Here is a 24,823-nt window from a genome sequence, read left to right as displayed (position 1 = left end):
CACAGCATCCGATTTACCCGGATTTGGGCCGAGGTTGATTCTCGGCTGATTCCTCCTTGCTCTTTGCGCCTGCCTGCGCGGGCACGACTCTTGGTGAAAATATGGATATGAAAACCAAGCTGGGTGCCCTCGTGCCGCCCGTTTTCAAACCGCAACGCCGCGCCATGGCATTGGAGCCGCGCATTCTCTTCGACGGCGCCGCTGCGGCCGCGACTGTCGACCAGCAGCATCAGGACAACGGCGACAACGCCGACGCCGCCCAGTCCCACGCCACCCCGGACGATGCCCGCAGCGAGCCGGGCCAGCAGCAATCAGCAACGCGCCACCTGCTGGTACTGGACAGCCGCATCGAGCACCGCGAGAAGCTGGTGGGCCAGTTGCCCTCCAACGTCGAGGCACTGGTGGTGGACAGTAGCCAGGACGGTCTGGCCGCGATTTCCGCCGCGCTCGCCCAGCTTGGCCAGGTGGACTCCATCCAGATCCTCTCCCACGGTGCCTCCGGCGAATTCACCCTCGGTAGCACCACCCTGACTGCCGACAACATCGGCCAGTTCGCCCAGCCTCTCAGCGAGTGGAGCAAGTCCCTCAGCGAAGGCGCCGACATCCAGCTCTATGGCTGCAAGGTGGGCGAAGGCAGCGCGGGACGCACCCTGGTCAACGAGCTGGCGCGCTGGACCGGCGCGGATGTTGCGGCCTCCAGTGACGACACTGGCAGTACCCGCGTGGGCGGCGACTGGGAACTGGAAGTCACCAGCGGTGAAATCGACAAGCCCATCGCTCTGGCCGCCACCGCCACGGCAGCCTATGACCGCCTGCTGGCCGCCGGCCCGACCACCACCCTGACCGGTGGCGCCGACGTGCTGCTGGGCGATACCTTCACCTTCGACGTCACCTTTACCAACATCACCACCGACACGGGTTACGCCCCCTTCCTCGACCTGTTCTTCCCGGCCACAGGCAAGGATGGCGCGGGTGCCGAGATCGACGACGGCATCACCTTCGTCTCCGCCACTTACCTGGGGCAGACGTTGACCACCCATGTCCTGACCTTCGATGCCAATGGCCAGGCCAGCCACCCGCTGGCGGTGGGGACGAACGGCCTGCCGTTGGTCATCAACGCCGCCGACTTCGGCATGCGCGCCGGCGACCAGATGGTGGTGGTGGAACTGCCATTCGCCAGTGTCAGTCAGGGCCAACCACCTATCACGGTGCAAGTGACGGCTTCGCTGAGCGATCTGGCCGACACCGATTTTTCCTTCTCGGGCCCGACGCCTGACCTGACCATTCGCGCGCGCAGTGGCTTCCAGTACGGCAACGACTCGCTGAACAACCCGGCGACCGACCCCAGCATCGTGGAGCCGAGCGCCAACGCCGACAGTTACGTGGTGCACCCGACGGTAATCAACTTCGACCAGGTCATCACAACGCCCGAAGGGGAAACCGCAACCGGGCCGAACTTCGGCCGCGAGCTGGACGTGATCATCACCCCGGCCGACTCGCAAACCCTGAGCGATGTGGTGCTCATCCAGCCGGTTCCGGGCAACGTCATCGTCACTGCCATCAGCCCCGGCGGTGGCGGAACCATTGCTTCGATCACCCTGTTCAATGGCAACGCCGTCACCAACCCGGCGCTGATCCAGGCGATCCTGGCGCAGAACAGCGACGGCGACCTCAGCAACGACCTGTACATCCGCGAGTTCACCGTCCGCTACCCAACGCTGACCGCTGCCACCACCACCAGCGTGCATTTCTTCGTACCGGATGACGATGCCACGGGTGCACCGATCCTCAACCCGGCCACTGGCGACGACGTCACCATCACCTTCGGCGCACCGACGGTGGAAGGCAACTGGCAACCCCTTGACCCGCGCGACGCCACCGATGGCCTGATCCGCTTCGATGGCCAGGGCGACGATGTCAGCTTCGTCGCCAAGTCCATCACGCTGCAGAAGCAGGTCAGCGTGCGCACCGATGTCGGTGCTACCGGGCTGAGCCCGGGCGATACGCTCAACTACAACCTGAATATCGCGCTGTCCGACTACTTCGCCTTCGGCAAGACCTTCCTCGGCAACGGCAACTTCCTGGTTTCCGACCAATTGGGTGACGGGCAGAGCCTGGTCGCCGGCACCGCCACGCTGACGCTGAGCCAGAACGGCGTCACCCAGACCATCGCGCTGGTCACCAGCAGCGCGGTCAACGCCGATGGCACAACGTCCATGGTGTTCGACATCGCCCAGTCGCTGGCCAATGCATTCGGCGTCCGCAACTGGCTCAATGGCGACCTGGCGTTCGATGATCTACTGCAAGGCGCCACCCTCGCCGTGATCGCTTACCAGGCACGTGTCGGGCAGAGTTATACGCCGCCGGCAGGCGCGCCCCACAGCGAGATCAACGAAGGCGACTCCATCGGCAACAGTGCGACGGTCACCGCGACCGTGCTGCTGGACGTGAACAACCTGAGCGGTTTCGACGAAAGCGATGGTTCCAGCACCACCAGCACCATTCCTACCAGCCAGGTGCAGATCGACCTCGCGGACCTTAACGGCGGTGGCGCGCCGGCGCCGGGCACCGAGCTTAGCCCGGGAGACGTCGTCACCTTCCGCCTCAGCTACGACCTGATAACCGGCGACTACGAGAACTTCACGCTCACCGCCTACCTGCCGCTGCCCCTGTTCGACCTGACGGGCCTCGATCCGAATGCAATCTGGCGCCTGGCCACTGGCAACACCAACCCCAACAGCCCCGCTTCGGTCACCCTTGGCCCCGGCAACTCACTGGTCTTCACCTTTGCCGACTACGTCAATTCCGGCATCAACGGCAGCCGCATCGCCATTGACTTCACCCTGACCGTCAGCGACCAGCCATTCGCCGACCAGCGCGCCTTCAACGTGCTGGGCCAATCGAACCAGACCCGAACCCTGGACAGGAGCGTCCTGATCACCACCGATGACGTCACCCTGATCGCTTCGGTCGCCGAGCCGGTGCTGACCATTGGCCACGGCGTGGTATCCACCAGCCATGGCACGGTCACCGGCACCACCGGCACCTGGAACGCACCGGGTACCACGGGCGTTCCGTTCAGCGGCAGCATCACCGATATCCTTGCGGTCAACGGCAATGTCACCGGAATCGATGCCAACGACCGCCTGCGCCTGGCTACCGCCATCGAGAACCACGGTGGCGGCACCGCCTACGACGTCAGCACCCGCATCACCCTACCGCCGGGAATGTCCTTCGTCGGTGGCAACCTGTCCGCCGCCAACCTGCTGATCTATCGCGGCGATGGCACCCGGCTGGTCGCCGGCACCCACTTCACCGTGAACAACGCCACCAACACCATCACCTTCATCGATTCACCCGGCGTCGGTGCCCTGCTGGCCGGCCGCCCCGGGACCGCGGCGGATAACAGCGGCGCCAACGTCGTGGTCATAACCTATGACGTGCAGGTGGCTGCGGCCATCGGGGCCAGCGCCACGCGGCAAAGCACGGCCGAGCTGACCCACTACGCCAGCGCAGAAGGCGGACAGAATTTCGTGCCGGTGCCGCTTTCGGATATCGCCAGCCAGCAGGTCAGCGCGCCGGAAATCCGCAAGAGCTTCGCTGGCGGCAGCCTGGACAATGGCGACTCCAGCGCCGCCCACACCACCGGCGCGAACCTGGTGGTCGGCGAGAGCATGCTCTACGACATCATCGTCACCCTGCCCGAAGGCACCACCCAGAACCTGCGCATCGACGACCTGATTCCTCCCGGCCTGCGCCTGGACACCAGCTTCAACGGCAACCTGGGCTATCAGTTGATCACCACCGCTGGCGGTGCGCTGACAGCGAACTTCGCCGGTGCCGTCAACATCGCCAGCATGACCGCGCCCAGCGGCACCCTGGGCGCCGACGGCGTCGACTCACGTTTCACCTTTACCGTCGCCAGCGCCACTGGCGACAACAACACCGGTAACAACAGCTTCGTGATTCGCGTGCGCCTGGTAGCCAGCAACGTGATTAGCAACCAGGCCGGTGGCGTGCGCCAGAACGACGCCCGGCTGAGCTACAGCGACCCCGATGGCAACACCCCGAACGGCAGCGCGCCGCTGAATCGCGATGTGAACCTGACTGGCACCAAGCCCGCGATCACCATTCAGGAACCCACCCTGCAGCTCAGCCAGCAATTGATCACCAACCCGGGCCTGGGCTTCGACGAAGGCGACCCGGTCGACTTCAGCATCACCATCGCCAATGGCAACGGTGGAAACGACTTCGACGCCTTCGATATCGCTTTCTCCAGCCAGCTGCCCACCGAGCTGGATCAGTTGACCCTGGTCAGCGTGACCTACACTGTCGGCGGCGTGAGCACCGATATCAGCGCCAGTTTCCGCCTGGATCCGACGGGCCGCACGCTGGTGAACACCGGCAATGTCGATATCGCCAAAGGGGGCACTATCTCCATCCGCATCAGTGGCGTGGTGAACGCCACCGGTGCCTCGGTGGCCCGCTTCGACAACCTCGCCGATGTGCGCTGGACCAGCCTCAACGGCAACAACACCAACGGTGCCGCTGATCCGGCCGGCGAACGCACCGGCCAGGACGGCCTGCTCAACACCGGCGTGCTCAACGACTACCAGCGCGACAGTATCCTTATTTTTCCCATCGCCCAGGGCATACGCCTCTCCCGCGTGGGGGGGTTGAACGATACGGCCGCCCCCAACCCCACCAATGCACCGATCGAGGTCGTGGCCGTTGGTGAGATCATCCGCTACCGCACCGCCGTCCTGATTCCCGAGGGCATCAACCCCAATTACCAGCTGGTTGTCACCCTCGACGACGGGCTGACGGTGGATGACCTCAGCACCATGCGTATTGGGTTCATTTCCGACGGCGGGCTGGTCACCAGCCTCGGCGACCTGATCACCAGCGGCACCCTTCAGATCATCGGCAACGAAGACAGCCCGCAAGCCCAACTCATCACCCCGAATCTGTCCGGACCGGCCCCAACCGGGGTGCTGAATCCCATCTACGTCTCGCTCGGCACCGACGGCAATGGCAACCAGGTGGTGACCCTCAACCTGGGCAACATCACCAACGAGGGATTCGCCGGGGGCAACGATGGTAACGATGACGACCTGGAAGGGATTGTGTTCGAGTTCAATGCCCGCGTGGATAACAGCCTGGGCAACCAGTCCGCCGTCCAGCTCGGCGTCACGGTGCATGATCGCGTCAACGGCATCATCCGTACCACCAGCGATACCCTGTTCGAGCGCATCGTCGAGCCCGGTTTCGCCAACCTCGAAAAGACCGTCACCGACTTCAACGCGAACCCGGGCGGCAGCCTGGGCACCGCCACCGTCACCGTCGACTTCACCGCCAACGGCAGCTTGCCGGCCTACGATGTCCGACTGACGGACGGCTTCCCCACCGGCAGCAACTACAGCCTGCTCAGTCTCACCATTGGCGGCACCACCTATGGCCCGGGCAACCTGCCCACCGGCGTGAGCTTCAGCACCACGGGCGGGCTGACCGTCGACATTGCCCGAATCGACCCCGGCACCAGCGTCAGCGTGGTCTACAGCGTCCAGGTTCCCAACAACGCAAGCATCGCCAGTACCGACGCCAACCTGACCTGGAGCAGCCTGCCGGAAACCTTCACCAGCTGGGGTGGCACTTCGGTCGGCCCCGATGGCACCGCTACCGGTGAGCGCAACGGTTCCAACGGCCCCGGTCCGGATAGCACCACCCTGAACAATTACGTGCTTCGGGAAGGTGCCGGCCTGGGGATCATCAGCGGCACACTCTGGAACGATACCGGCACGGCCGCCACGGCGCCCAACGACGCCACCCCGGACGCCGACCCGGTTCCCGGCACACCGGCCTACGAGCTGGCCATCGCCAACCAGACCATCAACCTGATCTGGGCCGGCAACGACGGCGTGCTCGGCAATGGCGACGACAAGACCTTCACCACCACCACCAACGCCAACGGCCGCTTCAGCTTTGGCGTATTGCCGTCCGGCCTGTTTCGCATCGACGCGCCGACCACGGTGAACAGCATTGCCCAGTTCGGCGAACTGCGCATTCGCATCGACACCGACGGCGGCACCCTCGGCCAGGTCCGGGTGACCCTCGGCGAAGGCGCCACCCAGCAGGCCAACTCCGGTTACGTCGAACTCAACGATGCACCGGTCAACAGCCTGCCCGGCTTCCAGCAAGGCCAGGAAGACACGCCGCTGGCCATCGGCGGCATCCGCGTCAGCGACATCGATGCCGAGCGTGACCCCAACGTCAATGGTCGGGCCATCCAGGTCAGCCTCGAAGTGCTGCGCGGTACCCTGACGCTCACCGGTCCGACCACGGGTGTGACCGTCACCGGCGCCGGTACCACGAACCTGGTCCTGGTGGGCCGGATTGCTGACATCAATGCGGCCCTGGCGGGCGTCAGCTACCTGGGCAACCTCAACTTCAATGGCGTCGATTTCCTTCAGGTGGTGACCAACGACCTGGGCAACTACGGCGACTTCAACGGCAACGGCATTCCAGGCGAGCCTGCGGATGCACGCACCGACAGCGACTTCCTGGTGATCCGCCTCGACCCGGTGAACGATGCGCCTGTTGCGGTGAATGACAACGCCACGGCGGTGGAAGCCGGCGGTACCTTCAACCGTCTGCCGGGCATCGACCCACGCGACAACCTGCTGGAGAACGACACCGACGTCGATATCGCCACCAATGGCGATCAGATCTTCGTCGTTTCGGTCACCTCGCCGCTCGGCGCACTGGTCTCGGTTCCGCTGCTTGGCTCGGTTGAAGTGTTCGGGCGCTACGGCAAACTGGTGGTCCAGTCCAACGGCGCCTACCAGTACATCGTCGACAACGCCAATCCCGAGGTGCAAGCGCTGCGCCAGGCCGGCGACCAATTGAACGAGAGCTTCACCTACGTGATCTCGGACATCGGTCTGGGCGGACCGCCGCAGCAATCCTCGGCCACCCTCTCGGTGGTCATCCAGGGCGCCAACGACACGCCGCAGGGCGTCAACGACGAGGGCACCGCCATCGAGCAAGGTGGCGTCAACAACACCGACGTCGGCAACCCCAACGACACCCCGCCTCCGGGCTTCCCGGTGCCCGGTGCCGACGCCGTGGGCAATGTGCTGGACAACGATATCGACGTTGACGGCGGCGAGAATCCGGTAGACCCGATCGATTATGGCGAAACCAAGACAGTCACCGGTGTGCGTCCGCTGCGGGAGATCGTGCCCGGCCTGCTGACCATCGTTCCCGGAGGTGGCAGCGTGAGCATCGCCGGAACGTACGGCACACTGACCATCGCCTCCGATGGCAGCTACAGCTATGTCATCAACGAGAACGCCACGGCCGTGCAGCGCCTCGGCCCCAATGACACGCTGACCGACTTCTTCAGCTACCAGGTCACCGATGCACTCGGGCTGAGCGACCTGGCCGAGCTGCGCATCACCCTACGCGGCAATTACGACAACCCGGTGGCCAGCGATGACCAGGCCGCCGCCCAGGCCGGGGCAGGCCCCAACGCCGTGGGCGAGAGCAACCCCAGCGGCAACGTCATCCGCTTCCCGAGCCGTCCCGGCACCGTCACCCAGCCCGGCGGCAATGGCGTGGACAACGACGTCGACGCCGCCGATAGGCCCAACACCCTGCTCAACGTCAACGGCGTGCGCGTCGGCCTGGAAACCGCCGGTGGCGCGCTGATCGGCGTAGCCGCCGGTTCCACCAGCACCGCCAACGCCACCCTGCTGGCGGGCAACTTCGGCGTGCTGCGCATCGGCGCCGACGGTTCTTTCACCTATGACGTGGACAGCAGCAACCCCACGGTGCAGGCCCTGCTGGCCGGCCAGACCCTGACCGAGACCTTTACCTACCAGATCGTCGACACCAACGGCCTGACCGACCAGGCGCAACTGGTGATCACCGTCCGCGGGGTCAATGACCCGCCCATTGCCCAGGATCACTTCAACCTGGCCGTCGAACGCGGCGGCGTAGCCAACGGCCAGGCGGGCATCGACCCCACGGGCGATGCCCTGCTGTTCGATGTCGACCCGGACGGCGACCCGCTTACCGTTGTGTCCGTGAGCAATGACGAGCTCGGGACCAACGGCGTGATCGGCCAGGCCTTCGCTGGCCAGTACGGCACCCTGACGCTGAATGCCGACGGTACCTACAGCTACCTGCTGGACAACAGCAACCCCGAAGTGGAGGCCCTGCGCCTGCTCTCGGATTTCCTCATCGAGCGCTTCACCTACGCCATTTCCGATGGCCTGGAAGCGCCTGAATCAGCGCAACTGGTGATCCTCATCCTTGGCCGCAACGACAACCCGTTGGCGACCAACGACACCGCTACGGCAGTGGAAGCCGGTGGTCGTAACAACCAGATTCCCGGCGTTGACCCGAGCGGCAATGTCCTGGACAACGATACGGACGTCGACGGCAGCGCCCTCGACCCCATCGACTATGGCGAGACCCGGGCGGTGGCGTCGGTGCGCACTGGTGTTGTCGAAGGAGCAGGCACGACTGGCATCCTCGGTACCGAATTGCGCGGAGCCTATGGATGGCTGACCCTGAACGCCGACGGCAGCTATAGCTATCGCCTGGACAATGACATGCCGGAAGTCGAAGCACTTCGCACTGCAGCGGACACCCTGTTAGACGGATTCAACTACACCCTGATTGATGCCTCTGGCGCCACCGACATCGCGTGGCTGAGCATCACCATCCAGGGCGCCAATGACGCTCGCGAGAACAATAACGACTTCGCGACAGCGATCGAAGCCGGAGGGCTGAACAATGGGACCTCCGGTTTCGACCCCAGCGGCAATGTGCTGGACAACGATATTGATGTGGATCAGTACGGCGAGACCGTCACCGTCATCGGTATCCGCCAGGGAGGCACCCTGGGTACGGTCGGTGTCCCATTCGCAGGTCGCTACGGCACCCTGACGCTCAATGACGACGGCAGCTACACCTACGTGGTCGATAACAACGATCCGCAGGTCCAGGCCCTGCGAGTCAACGGCGACACCCTCGTCGAAATCTTCACTTACGCCACACGCGACGATGCGGGCTCAAACAGCATCGCGGACCTGACAATCACCATCCGTGGCGTCAACGATAACCCACTGTCCGTCAACGATGGAGCCATTGCCGTGGAAGCCGGTGGCACCGACAACGCCACGCCGGGAGTGAACCCAAGTGGAAACCTTCTGGACAACGACCGCGATGTCGACGCCGGTGATACCAAGACCGTCAACGGCATTCGAACGGGTAGCGAGGTCGCCGGCGGAACCTTCACCGCGGTGACCGCCAGCCAGGTCATTAGCGGCCTCTACGGCACCCTCACGGTTTCGGCCAACGGCACCTACAGCTACGTGGTGAACAACAGCCTGGCCGCCGTGCAGGCACTGAAGCCGGGCGACACGCTGCAGGAAGTATTCTCCTACCGGATGCGCGACACCGCCGGGGCCGAAGACATCGCCCAGTTCAGCATCACCATCGAGGGCGCCTGGGACGCCCCCGTCGCCCGCGACAACTTCAACATCGCGGTCGCCGACAATGGCGACGGCCTGGTGCTCAACCCCAGCGGCAATGTGCTGCCCAACGACAGCGACATCGATCAGGGCGACCAGATCAGCGTCACCGGCATCCGTACCGGCGCGGAGAACGGCAACGGTGTCGCCGGCTCGGTCGGCAGCGTACTGCTGGGCCAGTACGGCACCCTGGTGATCCACAGCGATGGCAGTTACACCTACACGGTCGATTCCAGCAACCCGGACGTACTGGCCCTGGACCTGCTCGGCACCCTGATAGACCGTTTTACCTACGAGATCACCGACCTTGGCGGGCTGACCGACCTCGCACAGCTGTCGATCGTAGTGATCGGCCGCAACGATGCGCCCGATGGTTTCGATGACGAAGCCTCGGCCATCGAAGCCGGCGGCCTGAACAACGACGTTCCCGGCCTGAACCCCAGCGGCAACGTGCTGAACAACGACACCGACCTCGAAGGCGGACCGCTGTCGGTATCGGCCATCCGCACCGGCAGTGAAGCCGGCAGCGGCACCAGCGGAACCGTAGGCACGGTCCTGCGCGGGCTCTATGGCGACCTGACGATGAACGCCGACGGCAGCTGGACCTACGTGGTCGACAACAGCCTGCCGGAAGTCCAGGCCCTGCGCATCAGCGGCCAGACGCTGGTGGATACCTTTACCTACACCCTGGCCGACCCACACCTGGCGGATGACACCGCCGAACTGCGCATCACCATCGACGGCCGCAACGACACACCGATCGCGCAGGACGATGACAGCATTGCCATCGAGGCCGGCGGGGTGAACAACGCCACCCCTGGCCAGCCCGCCACCGGCAATGTGCTGGGCAACGACGTCGACGTGGATGCGGTGAGCAATGGGGAAACCCGGCAGGTGCTGGACGTGCGCAATGGCAGCGGCCAGTCCGCCAGCGTCGGTCAGGCCTTGCAGGGGCTCTATGGCACCCTGACGCTCAACGCCGACGGCAGCTACGTCTATGTGTTGGATGACGCGAACCCCGCGGTGCAGGCCTTGCGCACCGCCGGCGAAACCCTGCGGGAAGTCTTCACCTACCGCATGCGCGACACCGCCGGAGCCGAGTCGGAGGCGCGCCTGAACATCCTGGTCCAGGGCGCCAACGACAACCCGGTCGCCCAGGACGACGGCAATCTGGCCAGCGACCAGACCCCGGCGCCCCAGGCCACCGGCAACGTGCTGCCGAACGACTCGGACATCGATGGCGGCGACCTCCTGCAGGTGGTCGGCATCCGCACGGGCGCGGAGAACGGCAGCGGCACGGCCGGCGCGATCGGCCAACCCCTGGCCGGCCGCTACGGCACCCTGGTGATCAACGCCGATGGCAGCTACACCTACAGCATCGACCTGACCAACCCCGACGTGCTGCGGGCGGCCGGCCTTGGCCGCGTCCTGCAGGACGTCTTCACCTACACGGTGGGCGACCGGGCCGGTGCGGTGGATCTGGCCCAGTTGGTGATTGACCTGGATATCGCAGCCCCCTTCATCCCCGCCCCCGATAGTGGCCTGATCGATCCGCACTTCGACCGTGGCGACCGCGATCCCTTCGGCCGGCTCCCACTGCCGGGTGTCGATCCGGTGGTGTTCGTCGGCCCCGTCGTCGAGGCGGAGGACCGCGACCTCGAACTCTCCAGTTGGCAAGCCGACGGTAGCGACCTCAGCCTCGGACGGGTACCGGAGATCCAGAGCGACACGTTGGAGAGCCGACTCGGCCTGATCCCCGGCCAGTTCGTTGCCCGCGCCGTCGGTGAAAGCCGCCGTGACAGCAACCTGGACCTGGCCTGGGTCCTCGGCCGCCATGGACGCATCGGGCTCAGTGCCGACGGGCTGCTGCCAGACCCGTCCGTGTTTGCTGTCACCCCGGATAACCTCACCCAGGGCGACGCCCAGCTTCCGCCTCCCTCCGATACCCGCACAGCCCCGGGCTTCCGCGCCCAGCTGCGCGAGGCCGCAGAGCGCTTGCGCGCCCTCGGCAACGGTACGACCGAATAAGCAAGGACCAAGGACAGACCATGCCAAGACACCCCCTGAAACTTCTGAGCGCCGCCATCGCCTCCGTCCTGCTGCTCAGCGCCTGTTCGGCAATGAAGACCCAGGAGTTCACAGAAGACGAAAACCGCCAGCGCATCGTCCGCGACCAGGCGCAGATGTACGCCGATCAGGAACCGGTGACCGCCCCCATCACCTTTTACGAGGCCGCCGCGCGGGCCCTGAAGTACAACCTGGATTACCGCCTGAAGTTGATGGAGAACGCCCTGGCCTCCGACCTGCGCGACGTTTCCAGCCACGAGATGCTGCCGCGCCTGGTGGCCTCGGCCGGCTACGCCGGGCGCAACAACGACTCCGGTGGTACCTCCATTGGCATCGAGGACCGCGAGGAAAGCCTGCGGGCATCCACGTCCGAGGAACGCTACCGCGAGCTCTATGGCCTGGGGCTCTCCTGGAGCCTGCTGGACTTCGGCGTGGCCTACTACCGCACCCAGCAGAAGAGTGACCAGATCCATATGGCCGAGGAGCGCCGCCGCAAAGTGGCGCAGAACGTCCTGCAGGACGTGCGCAACGCTTACTGGCGCGCAGTCGGCGCCCAGCGCCTGATGCCCCAGGTCGACCGCCTGCTGGTACGCACCCACCAGGCGCTGCTTTCTGCCCGTGAGGCCGAGAGCAAGGGCTTGCTGCCGCGCCAGGAAGTGCTGGCTTACCAACGCGCCCTGCTCGACTCCATCTACCTGCTCACCGTGCGCCGCCAGGATCTGGAGTTCGCCCAGGCGGAGCTGTCTGCGTTGATGTCCCTGCCACCGGGTTCGAAACTGATCCTCGCCGACCAGGCCGAACAGCCGCTGCCGGCAGTCTCCGAGGACATCGCCAGGCTGGAGCAACTGTCCCTGGAGAACCGTCCGGAGATCATGGAGGAGTGGTACCGGAAACGGGTCAACGAGAATGACCTGAAGATCGCCAAAGCTCAACTCTGGCCCAATGTCAGCCTGGACTTCGGCTACAAGTACGACTCCAACAAGTTCCTCTACAACAGCCACTGGACCGAGACCGGGCTGCAAGTGTCGCTGAACCTGCTCCGCCTGCTGCAACTCCCCTCGCTCAACCGCGCCGCCGAGTCCCAGGAGAAGACCGACGACATGCGCCGGGTGGCGCTGTCAATGGCCATCCTCACTCAGGTCCGGGTGGGTACCCTGCGCTATCAGTTGGCGCGCCAGGAAGTGGAATTCGCCGACCAGAGCCTGCGTGTGGACAAGAGCCTGCTGGATTACGCCCAGGCCGCGCGAACGACTTCTTACGGCTCGGAACTGGAGCTTATTCGCGCCGAGGGCCGCTACCTGCTTTCGCGCTACCAGCGCGAAGCGGCCTACTCCAGCGCCCAGGCCGCCTGGGGTCGCCTGTACAACTCAGTCGGACTGGACATCCTTCCCGAGCAGATCGAGAAGCACGACATCCAGACCCTGGCCCGTGAGATCCAGCGCACGATGGGCGATCAGGAACGCACCAACCTCCTCGTCCGCCAACAAGGAACACCGAATGTCGTACAACGCTGAGCGCAGTCTGCTCGCCCTGTTGCTGTCCCTCGTACTCACCCCTGCCCTTGCTGAAGACACCGCGCCAGCCGGTCCCCTGGAGGACCCTGGCGCGATTCGTGTGCTGCTCGCCGCCGACCTGGAAACCACCCTTTCCAGCCAGATGAACGGCACCCTTGGCGAGCTCAAGGCGTCCCTCGGCCAGCAAGTGGCGAAGAACGCCCTGCTGGCCCAGCTCAACTGCGAAGAAGCCCAGGCCCGCGCCAAAGTGGCTGTCGCCGAGCTGACCATGGCCCGGCAGAACCTCGACGCCAAGCGTAACCTGCGCAAACTGGACGCGGTCGGCGACCTGGAAGTGGCCATGGCCAACACCGAGGTGCAGAAGGCTGAAGGCGCCCGATCCCTGGCCCAGGCCCAGAGCGGCTACTGCCAGGTGCAGGCACCCTTTTCCGGGCGGGTGGCCAAGGTCCATGTGAAGCCCTACCAGACGGTAGCCGCGGGCACCCCGCTGTTCGACCTGGTCAGCGACGGTGCCCTGAAGGTGCGCCTCAACGTGCCCTCCACCCTGCTGCCGCGGCTCAAGCCCGGTCAGCCGCTGGAGGTCAGCATCCTGGAAACCGGCAAGGCGTACGCCGCCCATATCAGCGCCATCAACTCGCGGGTCGATGCCGTGGCCCAGACCGTGGAACTGGAAGCGCGGCTAGACGCCGAGCACCCGGAACTGATCGCCGGCATGAGCGGCACCGCACGATTCCCGCAAGCCCATGACTGATCGCCTGCCCCATCCGCAATTGCTACTGGGGTTGGCCGCCCTGCGCGACCGTGCCCTTGCCGCCGACTCGCTCAACGCACTGGCCTTCTCCATCGCCAACGATGCGTATGCCCTGCTGCACTACCACCAGGCCCTGGTGCTGGCCCAGCGCGGCGACGACCTCGAGCTGCTCTGTGTGTCGGGGCTGGCCAGGCCCAGCGAGGATTCGCCTTACCTGGTCTGGCTGCGCCGGGCCAGCCGCTGGCTCGCCAGCCAGTTGCCCGACGCCCAGCCACGCTGGCTAGGCCGCGACAGCCTTGCACCACCGGACGACATTGCCGAAGGGTGGGCGGAATGGTGGCCGAGCGGAATCTGGTGCATTCCCCTGCATGATCGCGATGGTCAGCGTCTCGGGCTGGCGCTGTTTCTGCTCGAAGCACCACCGGCGGAAAACCTGGTGCCCTTGATGGAAGGCGTCTGGCAGACCTGGGCCCACTGCTGGGCCTCCTTCGGCCGCCGGCGTCGCCTGCTCGGCTGGCGGCCCAGCAAGCGCCAGGCATTAGTGGCGATGGCGGTCGCGGCACTGCTGTTGCTGGTGCCGGTACGACAGACCGCGCTGGCGCCGGCGGAAATCGTCTCGCGCCAGGCGCAGATCGTCAGTTCGCCTATCGATGGCGTGATCGAGCGCATGCAGGTGCGGCCGAACCAGCCGGTGGAGGAAGGCACGCTGCTCTTCTCCCTCGACGAAACCACCTTGCGAAGCCGCGCCGAGGTACTCGGCAAGGAAGTCGCAGTGGCCGATGCCGAGCTGATGGCCGCGAGCCAGCGCGCTTTCGACAATCCGCAGAGCAAGGGCGAGCTGACCCTGCTCAATGGGCGCGCGCAGCAAAGACGCGCCGAGCTGGCAGCGGTACAGGCACAGTTGCAGCGCACCCGGGTGCGTGCGCCACGCGCCGGCGTGGCGGTGTTCAGCGACCCCAATGACTGGCTGGGCAAACCGGTGGTGACCGGTGAACGCATTCTCCAGGTAGCCGATCCGGCGCATCCGGCGATGCTGATCCAATTGCCGGTGGCCGACGCCATCGCCCTGGAGCCCGGCGCCGAAGTCACGCTATTCCTCACTGCCTACCCCCTCTCCCCGCTCAAGGGACAGGTGCTGGAAACCAGCTACCAGGCCCGCGCCAATGAAGAGGGCGTAGTGGCCTACCGGCTGCTGGCCAGTGTCGAGGGCCAGCCTGAACACGCCCGCCTTGGCCTGCACGGCACCGCCAAGCTCTATGGCGAGCGAGTGGTACTGGGTTACTACCTGCTGCGCCGGCCCTTTGCCGCACTGCGCGCCTGGAGCGGGTTGTGATGGCGGACGCGGCCGAGCTGCCGCTGCCACCGCTGCGCGAAGACCTGCGCCTGCTGGAAACCGCGCCGGGCATTGACGGCGAACCGGCCTGGGTGATCCAGGACACGGTGGTCAACCGCTTCTACCGAATCGGCTGGCTTGAGTTCGAATGCCTGCTGCGCTGGGAACGCACGCCAGCGCGGATCTGCCAGGACATCGAGGCGCACACACCGCTGCGCCCGGACGTGGAGCAGGTGCTGGAGTTCCGCCAGTTCCTCGAACAGCACCAGTTGCTGCGCCCGACGCCCGACGCCGCCGCACGCATGGCCCGGCGCAGCGAAGGCAATGCCTGGCTGGACTGGCGCTGGTGGCTGCACCATTACCTGTTCTTCCGCGTACCGCTGCTGCGCCCGCAGAACGCTTTGCAACGCCTGGCCCGGCACCTGGACTGGCTCTTCCAGCCACTGACCGGCACGGTAGTAGTGGTGCTCGGCATACTCGGCGTGTTGCTGGTGCTGCAGCAGTGGGACAGCTTCACCGCCGCAGTGGTGGAATCCTTCTCCGCGTCCGGGTTGGTGAGCTTCGCCCTCGCGCTGATCCTGGCCAAGACGCTCCACGAGCTGGGTCACGCTCTGGTGGCGACGCGTCTGGGGCTGCGGGTGGGGCACATGGGGATAGCCTTCGTGGTGCTCTGGCCGATGCTCTACACCGACACCGGCGAGAGCTGGAAACTGCGCAGCTCGAAGCAGCGCCTGGCGATCGCTTCCGCCGGCATCCTCACCGAACTGGCCCTGGCGGGCCTGGCCACCCTCGGTTGGGCCCTGTGCGACCCCGGCCCGCTGCGCAACGGCCTGCTCTATCTGGCGACCACCAGTTGGGTACTGTCCCTGGCCCTTAACGCCAGCCCGTTCATGCGTTTCGACGGCTATTTCATCCTGTCGGACCTGCTGGACTTCCCGAACCTCCACGAACGTTCCTCGGCCCTGGCGCGGGTGACGCTGCGACGGGTGCTGCTGGGCCTGGACGAGGAATGGCCGGAAGCCTTCAGCCCCGGCAAACGCCGCGCGCTGGTCGCCTTCGCCATGATCACCTGGGTCTACCGCCTGGTGCTGTTCCTCGGCATCGCGGTGGCGGTCTACCTACTCTTTTTCAAACTGCTCGGGATCGTGCTGTTCGTGGTGGAAATCTGCTGGTTCATCCTCATGCCGGTCTTTCGCGAACTGAAGCACTGGTGGGCCCATCGCGCGGGCATCCCTGCCAGCCGCCGACGCTTCTGGTGGGGTCTGATGGCGCTGCTCCTGCTCCTGCTCGCGGTACCCTGGCGCAGCCAGATCCACGCCGTTGGCGTGGCGCGTGCCGAGCACCAGTTGCGCGTCTTCGCGCCCTACCCGGCTCGTTTGCAAACGATCCACCCGGCTGGCGACGTGCAGGCCGGTGCCACCCTGGTGGCGCTCGACGAACCCAATATCGCCTCGCGGGTGTCCAGCAGCGAGGCCAGCGTGAAGAGCTACGAGGCACGGCTTGGCGGCCTGATCGCAGACCCCAGCGGTGCCGACCAGGCCCTGGCCACGCGCCAGCGCCTGAGTGTGCAGTTCGAGGAAGCTCGTGCCGCTCGTTCGGAAATCGCCCGGCTGCAGCTCCAGGCCCCCTTCGCCGGCCGCTGGCTGGACCTCGACCCCCACTGGCAGCCGGGGCAGTGGGTGCATAGCCGCGAAGCCATTGGCATGCTGGTGGACCCACGGAGCTGGCAGGTGGACGCCTACGTCGACCAGGACGACGTGCAACGGTTGATGCAGGGCGGCGCGGTGCGCTTCTACCCCGAAGGCCGCGCGGCGCCCATCGCTGGCAAGGTGGTGGCCATCGGCAGAACTCGCGTCAGCCAGCTCGAACACCCCATGCTCGCCTCCCGCTTCGGCGGCCCGCTTACGGTAGCCAGCCAGGGGCAGGAGCTGGTGCCGAACCCACCGCTGTTCCACGTATTGGTGCAACTGGCCAGCGCCCCGCCGACCCTGCGCGAAACCCGTGGCCACCTGCAGATCGAAGGCGGCCGCCGCAGCCTGCTGGTCGAGGGGCTGACCCATGTGGCCGCGGTGGCCCTCAGAGAGAGTGGTTTTTGAATCAGGGCTCGACTTTCTGTCGGGCACGCTTCCTGAACTGCCCCGGGCTCTCGCCGGTCCAGCTACGAAAGGCCCGATGAAATGCACTGGGCTCCTGGAACCCGCTCATGATGGCGATTTCGCTGATGCTGAAGCGGTCGCCCTTGAGCAACTCGAAGGCCACCGAGCGGCGTACCTCGTGCTTGATCTCCTGATAGCTGAACCCCTCACGCTCCAGTTGGCGGCGGAAGCTGGTGGCATTCATTCCCAGTTCCTCGGCCAGGGCGACCAGGGTTGGTGGGATGAAATCCTCCTGCTGCCGCAGGCGCCGGAACACCCGTGCAGCCAGGCTCTCGTCATTGCGTATGCGCACCACCAGCCATTGCGGCGAGGTCCGCAGGAAGTGCTTCAGCGCGGGCAGGTCCTGCACCACGGGAAGCGCCAGGTAGCCAGCGTCGAACACTACTTCGGTGCGGTCAGCGTCGAACTCCAGCAACGGCCCCCACAGCAGCGGATCGGAACCATGAGAAGGACGCGGATGGCCGAAGCGGGTCCGGTCCAGGGGAATGCGCCGCCCAACGAGCCAGCAAAGCACCCCCAGAACGATATTGAGGAAGATCTCTTCCGCGCTGCCCCTGATGGCCTGATTGGCCATCGATGTCTGCAGGCCGATCACGGCCTGGCCGTTGCGCACCTCAAGGCTCGCGCGGATGTCATGGATGAACAGCCCGAGGTACCTCAGGTATTGCGACAGCGCCTTGCCCAGGGTCGGTTCCTGGATGAGGCCCCGACAGATCAGGGCGAAGCTGCCGCGCGGCAAGCCGTGGGAGTCGAACCCGAAGAACTCGTCGTTCAACTCCCGGACCATGGCCAGCCAGAAACTGTGGACGGCCGTGGCCGGTAGGCGGGCGTCCGGCCGTTCCAGCGAGTGGGCGTCGATACCGGCCTCTTCGAGTATCGCCCGCTTGCGCTCAGGCGCGTCCTCCAGCTTGTGCAATGCCGCCTGGACGAGATACGCCGCCACCGAATCCTGTTCCCGCATGCTGCCTCTCAATGCTCCGCATCGTTCCGGCGGAAAGTCCGCCCATGATAGTTGAGCCTGACGTCCGCCAGACAGCGCGCCTGTGGCAAAAACTACCACGCCGGCCTGCGCAGTTTGGGCATAGGCCAGCGCCCTCCCCGCGCCTAGACTCGAAACCCTGATTGGAAGGTGGGCATCAGCGCCCATGCAGGAGGTAAGGTGGGTTTCACACAGTCTGCGAGTCACGATGCCATGCCGGGGGTCCGTCGCGACAACTCGTCAGCGTCGCGTTTCGAGCGCAATCGTGAAAAAGCCCTGGAGCTTTTCGCCTGCAAGGGTTTTGGCCAGGTCAGCCTGCGTGAGCTGGCAACCCACCTCGGGCTCGCCGCCGGCTCCCTGTATCACCACTGCAGCAGCAAGGAAGACCTCCTGTTCGAGTTCATCGAGGAGTACTACGAAGGGCTGCTCGCGGTTTCGTCCCGGTCGAACCCACGCAAGCCCTGCATCGAGCGGCTGCATGAATTGGTCACCGCACTGATCGAGCTGCACAGGGCTCGCCCCCTGCACTTTCGCCTCGCCATGCAGGAGCGTCATTGCCTGACGCCTGCCCACCAGCTGCGCATCGACGAGCTGGAGCTGCGCTGCCAGGAATACTGGCTGCGCGACGTCGGGCTAGCCGCCGAGCCGTCCTCGGCCCGGCGCAAGGCGGCCGGCGATGCGCTCTCGGGCATCTTCCAGCAAATACCCAACTGGCTGGAGCACTCCGGGCTTCCCGATGCCGAACGCTCAGCATTCCTGGAAAGCCTGATCCTCGGCGCCGTGTCGCAGCTGATCAATTTCCTCAAAACCTCTTCACCCGTGCCAAAGCAAGGTAACCCCCATGCCCCAGTATTGCGCTCCGCTTCGTGATCTGCGCTTCGTCCTGCACGAAGTGTTCGATGCCCCGTCCATCTGGGCTCGCCTGCCCGCCCTGGCCGAGCGCGTCGACGCCGATACCGCCGACGCCATCCTGGAAGAAGCCGCCAAGGTCACCGGGCAGCTCATCGCCCCGCTAAACCGCAGCGGCGACGAGGAAGGCGCGCAATGGCAGAACGGCGTGGTCACCACCCCGGCCGGCTTCAAACAGGCCTACGCCACCTACATCGAAGGCGGTTGGGTCGGCCTCTCCGGCAACCCGGACTATGCCGGCATGGGCATGCCCAAGATGCTCGCCGTGCAGTTCGAAGAGATGCTTTACGCCGCCAATGCCAGCTTCGCCCTGTACTCCGCCCTCTCCTCCGGTGCCTGCCTGGCCATCGATGCCCACGCCAGCGAGGCGCTGAAATCCACCTACCTGCCGCCCCTGTACGAAGGCCGCTGGGCCGGTTCCATGTGCCTGACCGAGCCACACGCCGGCACCGACCTGGGGATCATCCGTACCAAGGCCGAACCCCAGGCCGATGGCAGCTACCACATTTCCGGCACCAAGATTTTCATCACCGGTGGCGAGCAGGACCTGACCGAGAACATCATCCACCTGGTGCTGGCGAAACTGCCGGACGCCCCGGCCGGGCCCAAGGGCATCTCCCTGTTCCTGGTGCCCAAGGTCATGGTCAATGCTGACGGTTCCCTTGGCGCGCAAAACGCGGTTTCCTGCGGTTCCATCGAACACAAGATGGGCATCAAGGCATCGGCCACCTGCGTGATGAACTTCGACGGCGCCACCGGTTACCTGATTGGCGAGGCCAATAAAGGTCTGGCAGCCATGTTCACCATGATGAACTACGAGCGCCTGTCCATCGGTATCCAGGGCATCGGTTGCGCCGACGCCTCCTACCAGAACGCCGTGGCCTACGCCCGCGAGCGTATCCAGAGCCGCGCCCCCACCGGTGCAGTGGCCAAGGACAAGGTGGCCGACCCGATCATCGTGCACCCCGATGTGCGCCGCATGCTGCTGTCCATGAAAGCCATGACCGAGGGTGGCCGCGCCTTCGCCTGCTACGTCGGCCAGCAGTTGGACCTCGCCAAGTACGCCGACGACGCTGACGAACGCCAGCGCGCCGAAGCCCTGGTGGCATTGCTCACGCCAGTCGCCAAGGCCTTCTTCACCGACACCGGACTGGACAGCTGCGTGCTCGGCCAGCAGGTCTTCGGTGGCCATGGCTACATCCGCGAATGGGGCCAGGAGCAACTGGTGCGCGACGTGCGCATCGCGCAGATCTACGAAGGCACCAACGGCATCCAGGCCCTGGACCTGCTGGGCCGCAAGGTCGTCGCCAATGGTGGTGCCGCGGTGCGCCTGTTCTGTGCCGAGGTGCGCAGCTTTGCCGGCCAGCCCGGCGCGCCCTATTCCGGCGAACTGCTGGAAGCCCTGCAGCGTCTGGAGGGCACCAGTGAGTGGCTGCTCGACCAGGCCGCCCGCAACCCCAATGAAGTCGGCGCTGCCTCGGTCGAATACCTGCAGCTCTTCGGCCACGTGGCCTACGCCTGGCTCTGGGCGCGCATGGCCCAGGTGGCCCAGGCGCGCCGCGAGGAAGACGAAGGCTTCTACGCCGCCAAACTGGCGACCGCCGAGTTCTACTTCCGTCGCCTGCTGCCACGCACCCTCGGCCTGGAAGCCAGCATTCGCGGCGGCAGCGAGCCACTCTTCGGCCTCACCGCCGAGCAGTTCTGACCCTTTAGCGTGTCGCGCGGCCCAGCCGTACTCGGGCCGCGCCTTTTTATTTCGTCGTTCCGGCGCCTTTCTCAGGAGATTCAAGCATGCAAGACGTCGTTATCGTCGCCGCTACCCGCACCGCCATCGGCAGCTTCCAAGGTGCCCTGGCGAACATTCCGGCCCATGAACTGGGTGCCGCCGTGATCCGCCAGTTGCTGGCGCAAACGGGCCTCAAGGGCGACCAGGTGGATGAAGTGATCCTCGGCCAGGTCCTCACCGCAGGCAGCGGCCAGAACCCGGCGCGCCAGGCCGCCATCCTCGCTGGCCTGCCCCATGAAGTGCCGGCCATGACCCTGAACAAGCTCTGCGGCTCCGGCCTCAAGGCCCTGCACCTGGGTGTGCAGGCCATCCGCTGTGGCGACGCCGAGGTGATCATCGCCGGCGGCCAGGAGAACATGAGCCTGGCGCCCTACATCCTCCCGGCAGCCCGCACCGGCATGCGCATGGGCCATGCCAAGGCGCTGGATACCATGATCCACGACGGCCTGACCGACGCCTTCAACGGCTATCACATGGGCGTGACCGCCGAGAACCTGGTGGAAAAATACGGCCTGACCCGCGAGCAGCAGGACGCCTTCGCCGCCGCTTCCCAGCAAAAGGCCGTCGCCGCCATCGAAGCCGGCCGCTTCACCGACGAGATCACCCCGATCCTGATCCCGCAGCGCAAGGGCGACCCCATCGCCTTCGCCACCGATGAAGGTCCGCGCGCCGGTACCACCGCAGAAAGCCTCGCCAAGCTCAAGCCTGCCTTCAAGAAAGACGGCAGCGTCACCGCCGGCAATGCCTCTACCATCAACGACGGCGCTGCCGCCGTGGTCCTGATGAGCGCAGCCAAGGCCGAAGCCCTGGGCCTGCCGGTGCTGGCACGCATCGCGGGCTACGCCAATGCCGGCGTCGACCCGGCGATCATGGGCATCGGCCCGGTCTCTGCGACCCGGCGCTGCCTGGAAAAGGCCGGCTGGAACCTCGCTGACCTTGACCTGATAGAAGCCAACGAAGCCTTCGCCGCACAGGCGCTGTCGGTCAGCCAGGAACTGGGCTGGGACATGGCCAAGGTCAACGTCAACGGCGGCGCCATTGCCTTGGGCCACCCCATCGGCGCCTCCGGCTGCCGCGTGCTGGTGAGCCTGCTGCACGAAATGATCAAGCGCGATGCGAAGAAGGGCCTGGCGACCCTGTGCATCGGCGGCGGCATGGGTGTGGCGCTGGCTGTCGAGCGCTAAGGCACCCGGTAAGGGGCAGCGCTTTGCTGCCCCCTCAATTACCCGCTGATACGCCTCGGTCGATGGCCATATCCGCTCCGGTGATCGAGCGGGCCGCGGGCTGGCAGAGGAAATACGTCAGCTCAGCGACCTCCTGGGGCTGGATGAAACAGGCTCGATCGCCCTGCGGATACTTCGCCAGCAACTCGCGGTAGTAGCCCTCGGGATCGCCCTGGCCGTACTGCTCGGCCTGGAACTTCAGCATCGGCGTTTCGATATCGCCCGGTGACACCGCATTGCAGCGCACGCCAAATGGCGCCAGGTCCAGTGCCAGGGTCTTGGTCAGCAAGGTCACCCCGCCTTTGCTGGCGCAGTAGGCCGCCGCGTTGCGGTTGCCCTGGCGGCCGGCGTCGCTGGAGATGTTGACGATGGCGCCTTGGCTTTCCTTAAGGGGCGCAATGGCCGCCGCGCACATGAAGAAGGAGGCCTTGAGGTTCACGTCGAGGACCAGATCGAAGTCCTCCTCGCTGAAACTCTCCACTGGCCCTTCGCGCCAGACACCGGCCGCGTTGACCAGGGCATCCAGCCGACCGAAAGCCGACAGCGTTGCGGCAACGGCTTCCTCGCAGGTCGACGGCCGACGGATGTCTCCGACGAAGGTGCCGCAGGCAGGGAACTCCGCCTGCAATCGGCCGAGGCCCTGGGCATCCAGGTCGGTGGCGAAAACCTGCCAACCGCCTTCGGTGAATCGCTGCACCAGTGCGCGGCCGACTCCGCCGGCGGCGCCCGTGATCAGTACGACTTGAGTGCTCATGCTGGTTTTCCTCCCGCTCACGGCGCCTTGTTTTCGATCAGGCAGTTGCCACCATCCACCACCAGCAGTTCACCGGTGATGTAGCTGGCTTCCGGTGACGCGAGAAAGGCCACCGCCGCCGCCACTTCATCCGGGCGCCCCGCTCTGCCGATGGGCACATAGCGCGCGGCGTGCGCTTCTTCTTCCGTACTCGAGCCGGTAGCGATCCAGCCCGGCGCCACGCTGTTGACCGTGATCCCCTGCCGGGCCACTTCCAGCGCCAGCCCCATGTTCAGGCCCACCATGCCGGCCTTGGCCGCGCTGTAGGCGGCTTCGCCGGGATTGCTGCCACGGGTGCCGGTGGTCGAACTGATGTTCACGATGCGTCCGTAACCCCGCGCCTGCATGCCGGGTAGCACAGCGCGGGTCAGCAGGAACGCCGTGGTCAGGTTTCGGGTGATGGAGAGGTTCCAGGTGTCGAGGTCCATGCTGGCGACTTCGGCGAAAGGCTCAGGGCTGCCCTGCATGGCCATGCCGGCGTTGTTCACCAGGATGTCGACGCGCCCCCAGCGGGACTCGGCCCAGGTCGCGAGGTCGCGCACCTGCTGTTCGTCGGTCAGGTCGGCCGCCCGCCCCTCGGCCTCGAAGCCCTCTGCGCGAAGTTCCGCCACCCGCTGGGCGATTCGGGCGCTGCTCGCGGTGACGATCAATTTCGCCCCGGCGGCCCCGAGCCGGCGTGCTATCGCCATGCCGATGCCCAGTTCGCTGCCCGCGCCGCTGACCAGCGCCACCTGTCCCTGCCAACCTGTGTTGTTCATTTCACGCTCCTGACCGTTGATGTCGATGGAGTAGAAATTAGGTGCTAAGGCCTGATAGAAAAAGACAACTGTTATCAGGAAAACTGACAACCACCATGGCTTTCACCAGCGAATCGCTCAAAGTATTCCTCGCCGTCCTCGAAGCAGGCTCTTTCTCCGCTGCAGCCCGCAAGCTTGGCCGCGTGCCCTCCGCCGTCAGCATGGCGGTATCCCAACTGGAGGCCGAACTGGATCTGGAACTGTTCGACCGTTCGACCCGCAAGGCCCTTCCCACAGCAGCCGCTCGCGCGCTCGAGCCGCAGGCCCGGCAGGTCGCCGGCCAGTTGAACCTGCTGGATGCCCATGCCCTGCAACTGCATCAAGGTCTGGAAACCCGCCTGGTAGTGGCCATGGCGCCGGAGCTGCAAACCGGGGCCTGGAGCCGTCCCCTGACAGCCCTGTCCCGCGAATTTCCGGCGCTGCAGATCGAGGTGCGCTCCGCCTCGCAATCCGAGGCCGTGCGCATGCTGCATGAGGGCAGCGTGCAACTGGCGCTGGTCTTCGAGCGTCCGGGGATCGACGAGCGCGAGGCGTTTATCGAAGCCGGCAGCCAATTGCTGGTCGCAGTTGCCGCTCCCGGATATCCAACCGCCGCTGGGGACGTGCCACTGGGCGAAGCGGAGATGGCCACTATCCGCCAGATCATCGTCGCCTCTGGCGAACCCACGGCCTCCGACCCGCAGATCGTGCTGTCGCACCGAATCTGGCTCACCGACAGTTACCTGGCCACCCTCGACCTGGTGCAGGCTGGCCTGGGCTGGGCCTACCTGCCGCAGCCGCTGATCCAGCCGCTGGTTGCCTCCGGTGCACTGGCCGAAGTCCGCTTCGACAACATGGCCAGCCAGATGCGCCTGTGGGTCGACATCGTCTGGATCAAGAACCGCCCCCTGGGCCTAGGCGCCACGCGCTACCTGGAACTGATGCGCGAGCAACTCAAGCGCGAGCCCGGAAGGGCCTAGCGACGCTGCTAGCA

At 65.7% G+C, this 24,823-nt stretch carries 12 protein-coding genes; 9 read left to right on the top strand and 3 right to left on the bottom strand.

The features are described from left to right. Positions 1-107 precede the first annotated feature (107 nt). The 5 genes from E8F20_RS06745 to E8F20_RS06725 are packed head-to-tail and all read left to right on the top strand — an operon-like array spanning position 108 to position 17,303. Positions 108-11,570 carry a VCBS domain-containing protein gene (locus E8F20_RS06745; RefSeq protein WP_280283067.1) on the top strand — a complete coding sequence of 3,821 codons (11,463 nt, stop codon included), beginning with the start codon at positions 108-110 and terminating at the stop codon, positions 11,568-11,570. Positions 11,571-11,590: 20 nt separating this feature from the next. Further along, positions 11,591-13,123 carry a TolC family protein gene (locus E8F20_RS06740; RefSeq protein WP_280283066.1) on the top strand — a complete coding sequence of 511 codons (1,533 nt, stop codon included), beginning with the start codon at positions 11,591-11,593 and terminating at the stop codon, positions 13,121-13,123. Beyond that, a complete protein-coding gene (locus tag E8F20_RS06735) occupies positions 13,107-13,874 on the top strand; it encodes an efflux RND transporter periplasmic adaptor subunit (RefSeq protein WP_280283065.1) in 768 nt (255 codons plus the stop codon). Before E8F20_RS06740 ends, E8F20_RS06735 begins: the two co-directional genes overlap by 17 nt. Next, positions 13,867-15,207: an HlyD family secretion protein gene (locus E8F20_RS06730; protein WP_280283064.1), complete on the top strand. Its 1,341-nt coding sequence runs from the start codon at positions 13,867-13,869 to the stop codon at positions 15,205-15,207. Before E8F20_RS06735 ends, E8F20_RS06730 begins: the two co-directional genes overlap by 8 nt. Further along, entirely contained in the window at positions 15,207-17,303 is a 2,097-nt protein-coding gene (locus E8F20_RS06725; protein ID WP_280283063.1) for an HlyD family efflux transporter periplasmic adaptor subunit, read from the top strand. Before E8F20_RS06730 ends, E8F20_RS06725 begins: the two co-directional genes overlap by 1 nt. Before the next feature lies 1 nt (position 17,304). Here E8F20_RS06725 and E8F20_RS06720 read toward each other — a convergent pair whose 3' ends face one another. After that, positions 17,305-18,324, bottom strand: a complete 1,020-nt coding sequence (locus E8F20_RS06720) for an AraC family transcriptional regulator (protein WP_280283062.1) — start codon at positions 18,322-18,324, stop codon at positions 17,305-17,307. A gap of 198 nt (positions 18,325-18,522) precedes the next feature. Here E8F20_RS06720 and E8F20_RS06715 point away from each other — a divergent pair, with 198 nt between their 5' ends. The 3 genes from E8F20_RS06715 to E8F20_RS06705 all read left to right on the top strand — a co-directional run bounded on the left by E8F20_RS06715 (position 18,523) and on the right by E8F20_RS06705 (position 22,221). Next, positions 18,523-19,212: a TetR/AcrR family transcriptional regulator gene (locus tag E8F20_RS06715; protein WP_280283061.1), complete on the top strand. Its 690-nt coding sequence runs from the start codon at positions 18,523-18,525 to the stop codon at positions 19,210-19,212. Further along, positions 19,184-20,956, top strand: coding sequence for an acyl-CoA dehydrogenase C-terminal domain-containing protein (locus E8F20_RS06710; RefSeq protein ID WP_280283060.1), 1,773 nt, complete (start codon positions 19,184-19,186; stop codon positions 20,954-20,956). The genes E8F20_RS06715 and E8F20_RS06710 overlap by 29 nt, the downstream gene beginning before the upstream one ends. 86 nt (positions 20,957-21,042) lie before the next feature. Next, a complete protein-coding gene (locus tag E8F20_RS06705) occupies positions 21,043-22,221 on the top strand; it encodes an acetyl-CoA C-acetyltransferase (RefSeq protein ID WP_280283059.1) in 1,179 nt (392 codons plus the stop codon). A 34-nt stretch (positions 22,222-22,255) separates the two neighbouring features. Here E8F20_RS06705 and E8F20_RS06700 read toward each other — a convergent pair whose 3' ends face one another. Together E8F20_RS06700 and E8F20_RS06695 are read right to left on the bottom strand one after the other, a co-directional pair. Beyond that, entirely contained in the window at positions 22,256-23,014 is a 759-nt protein-coding gene (locus tag E8F20_RS06700; RefSeq protein WP_280283058.1) for an SDR family oxidoreductase, read from the bottom strand. Between the two features lie 17 nt (positions 23,015-23,031). Further along, positions 23,032-23,811, bottom strand: coding sequence for an SDR family NAD(P)-dependent oxidoreductase (locus E8F20_RS06695; protein WP_280283057.1), 780 nt, complete (start codon positions 23,809-23,811; stop codon positions 23,032-23,034). 95 nt (positions 23,812-23,906) lie between these two features. Between E8F20_RS06695 and E8F20_RS06690 the strand changes: the two genes are divergently transcribed. Next, on the top strand, positions 23,907-24,809 hold the full coding sequence (locus tag E8F20_RS06690; RefSeq protein ID WP_280283056.1) for a LysR family transcriptional regulator: 903 nt from the start codon (positions 23,907-23,909) through the stop codon (positions 24,807-24,809). Positions 24,810-24,823: the final 14 nt, after the last annotated feature.

The organism is Pseudomonas sp. BN415, assembly GCF_029871195.1.
Lineage (GTDB): Bacteria > Pseudomonadota > Gammaproteobacteria > Pseudomonadales > Pseudomonadaceae > Metapseudomonas > Metapseudomonas resinovorans.
The sequence above is the reverse complement of the archived record's forward strand: the minus strand, read 5'-3'. Positions and strand labels throughout refer to the sequence as shown.

Coding starts and splice junctions, on each gene's coding strand:
- E8F20_RS06745 (WP_280283067.1), top strand. CDS start 108: ATGAAAACCAAGCTGGGTGCCCTCGTGCCGCCCGTTTTCAAACCGCAA.
- E8F20_RS06740 (WP_280283066.1), top strand. CDS start 11,591: ATGCCAAGACACCCCCTGAAACTTCTGAGCGCCGCCATCGCCTCCGTC.
- E8F20_RS06735 (WP_280283065.1), top strand. CDS start 13,107: ATGTCGTACAACGCTGAGCGCAGTCTGCTCGCCCTGTTGCTGTCCCTC.
- E8F20_RS06730 (WP_280283064.1), top strand. CDS start 13,867: ATGACTGATCGCCTGCCCCATCCGCAATTGCTACTGGGGTTGGCCGCC.
- E8F20_RS06725 (WP_280283063.1), top strand. CDS start 15,207: ATGGCGGACGCGGCCGAGCTGCCGCTGCCACCGCTGCGCGAAGACCTG.
- E8F20_RS06720 (WP_280283062.1), bottom strand. CDS start 18,324: ATGCGGGAACAGGATTCGGTGGCGGCGTATCTCGTCCAGGCGGCATTG.
- E8F20_RS06710 (WP_280283060.1), top strand. CDS start 19,184: ATGCCCCAGTATTGCGCTCCGCTTCGTGATCTGCGCTTCGTCCTGCAC.
- E8F20_RS06705 (WP_280283059.1), top strand. CDS start 21,043: ATGCAAGACGTCGTTATCGTCGCCGCTACCCGCACCGCCATCGGCAGC.
- E8F20_RS06700 (WP_280283058.1), bottom strand. CDS start 23,014: ATGAGCACTCAAGTCGTACTGATCACGGGCGCCGCCGGCGGAGTCGGC.
- E8F20_RS06695 (WP_280283057.1), bottom strand. CDS start 23,811: ATGAACAACACAGGTTGGCAGGGACAGGTGGCGCTGGTCAGCGGCGCG.
- E8F20_RS06690 (WP_280283056.1), top strand. CDS start 23,907: ATGGCTTTCACCAGCGAATCGCTCAAAGTATTCCTCGCCGTCCTCGAA.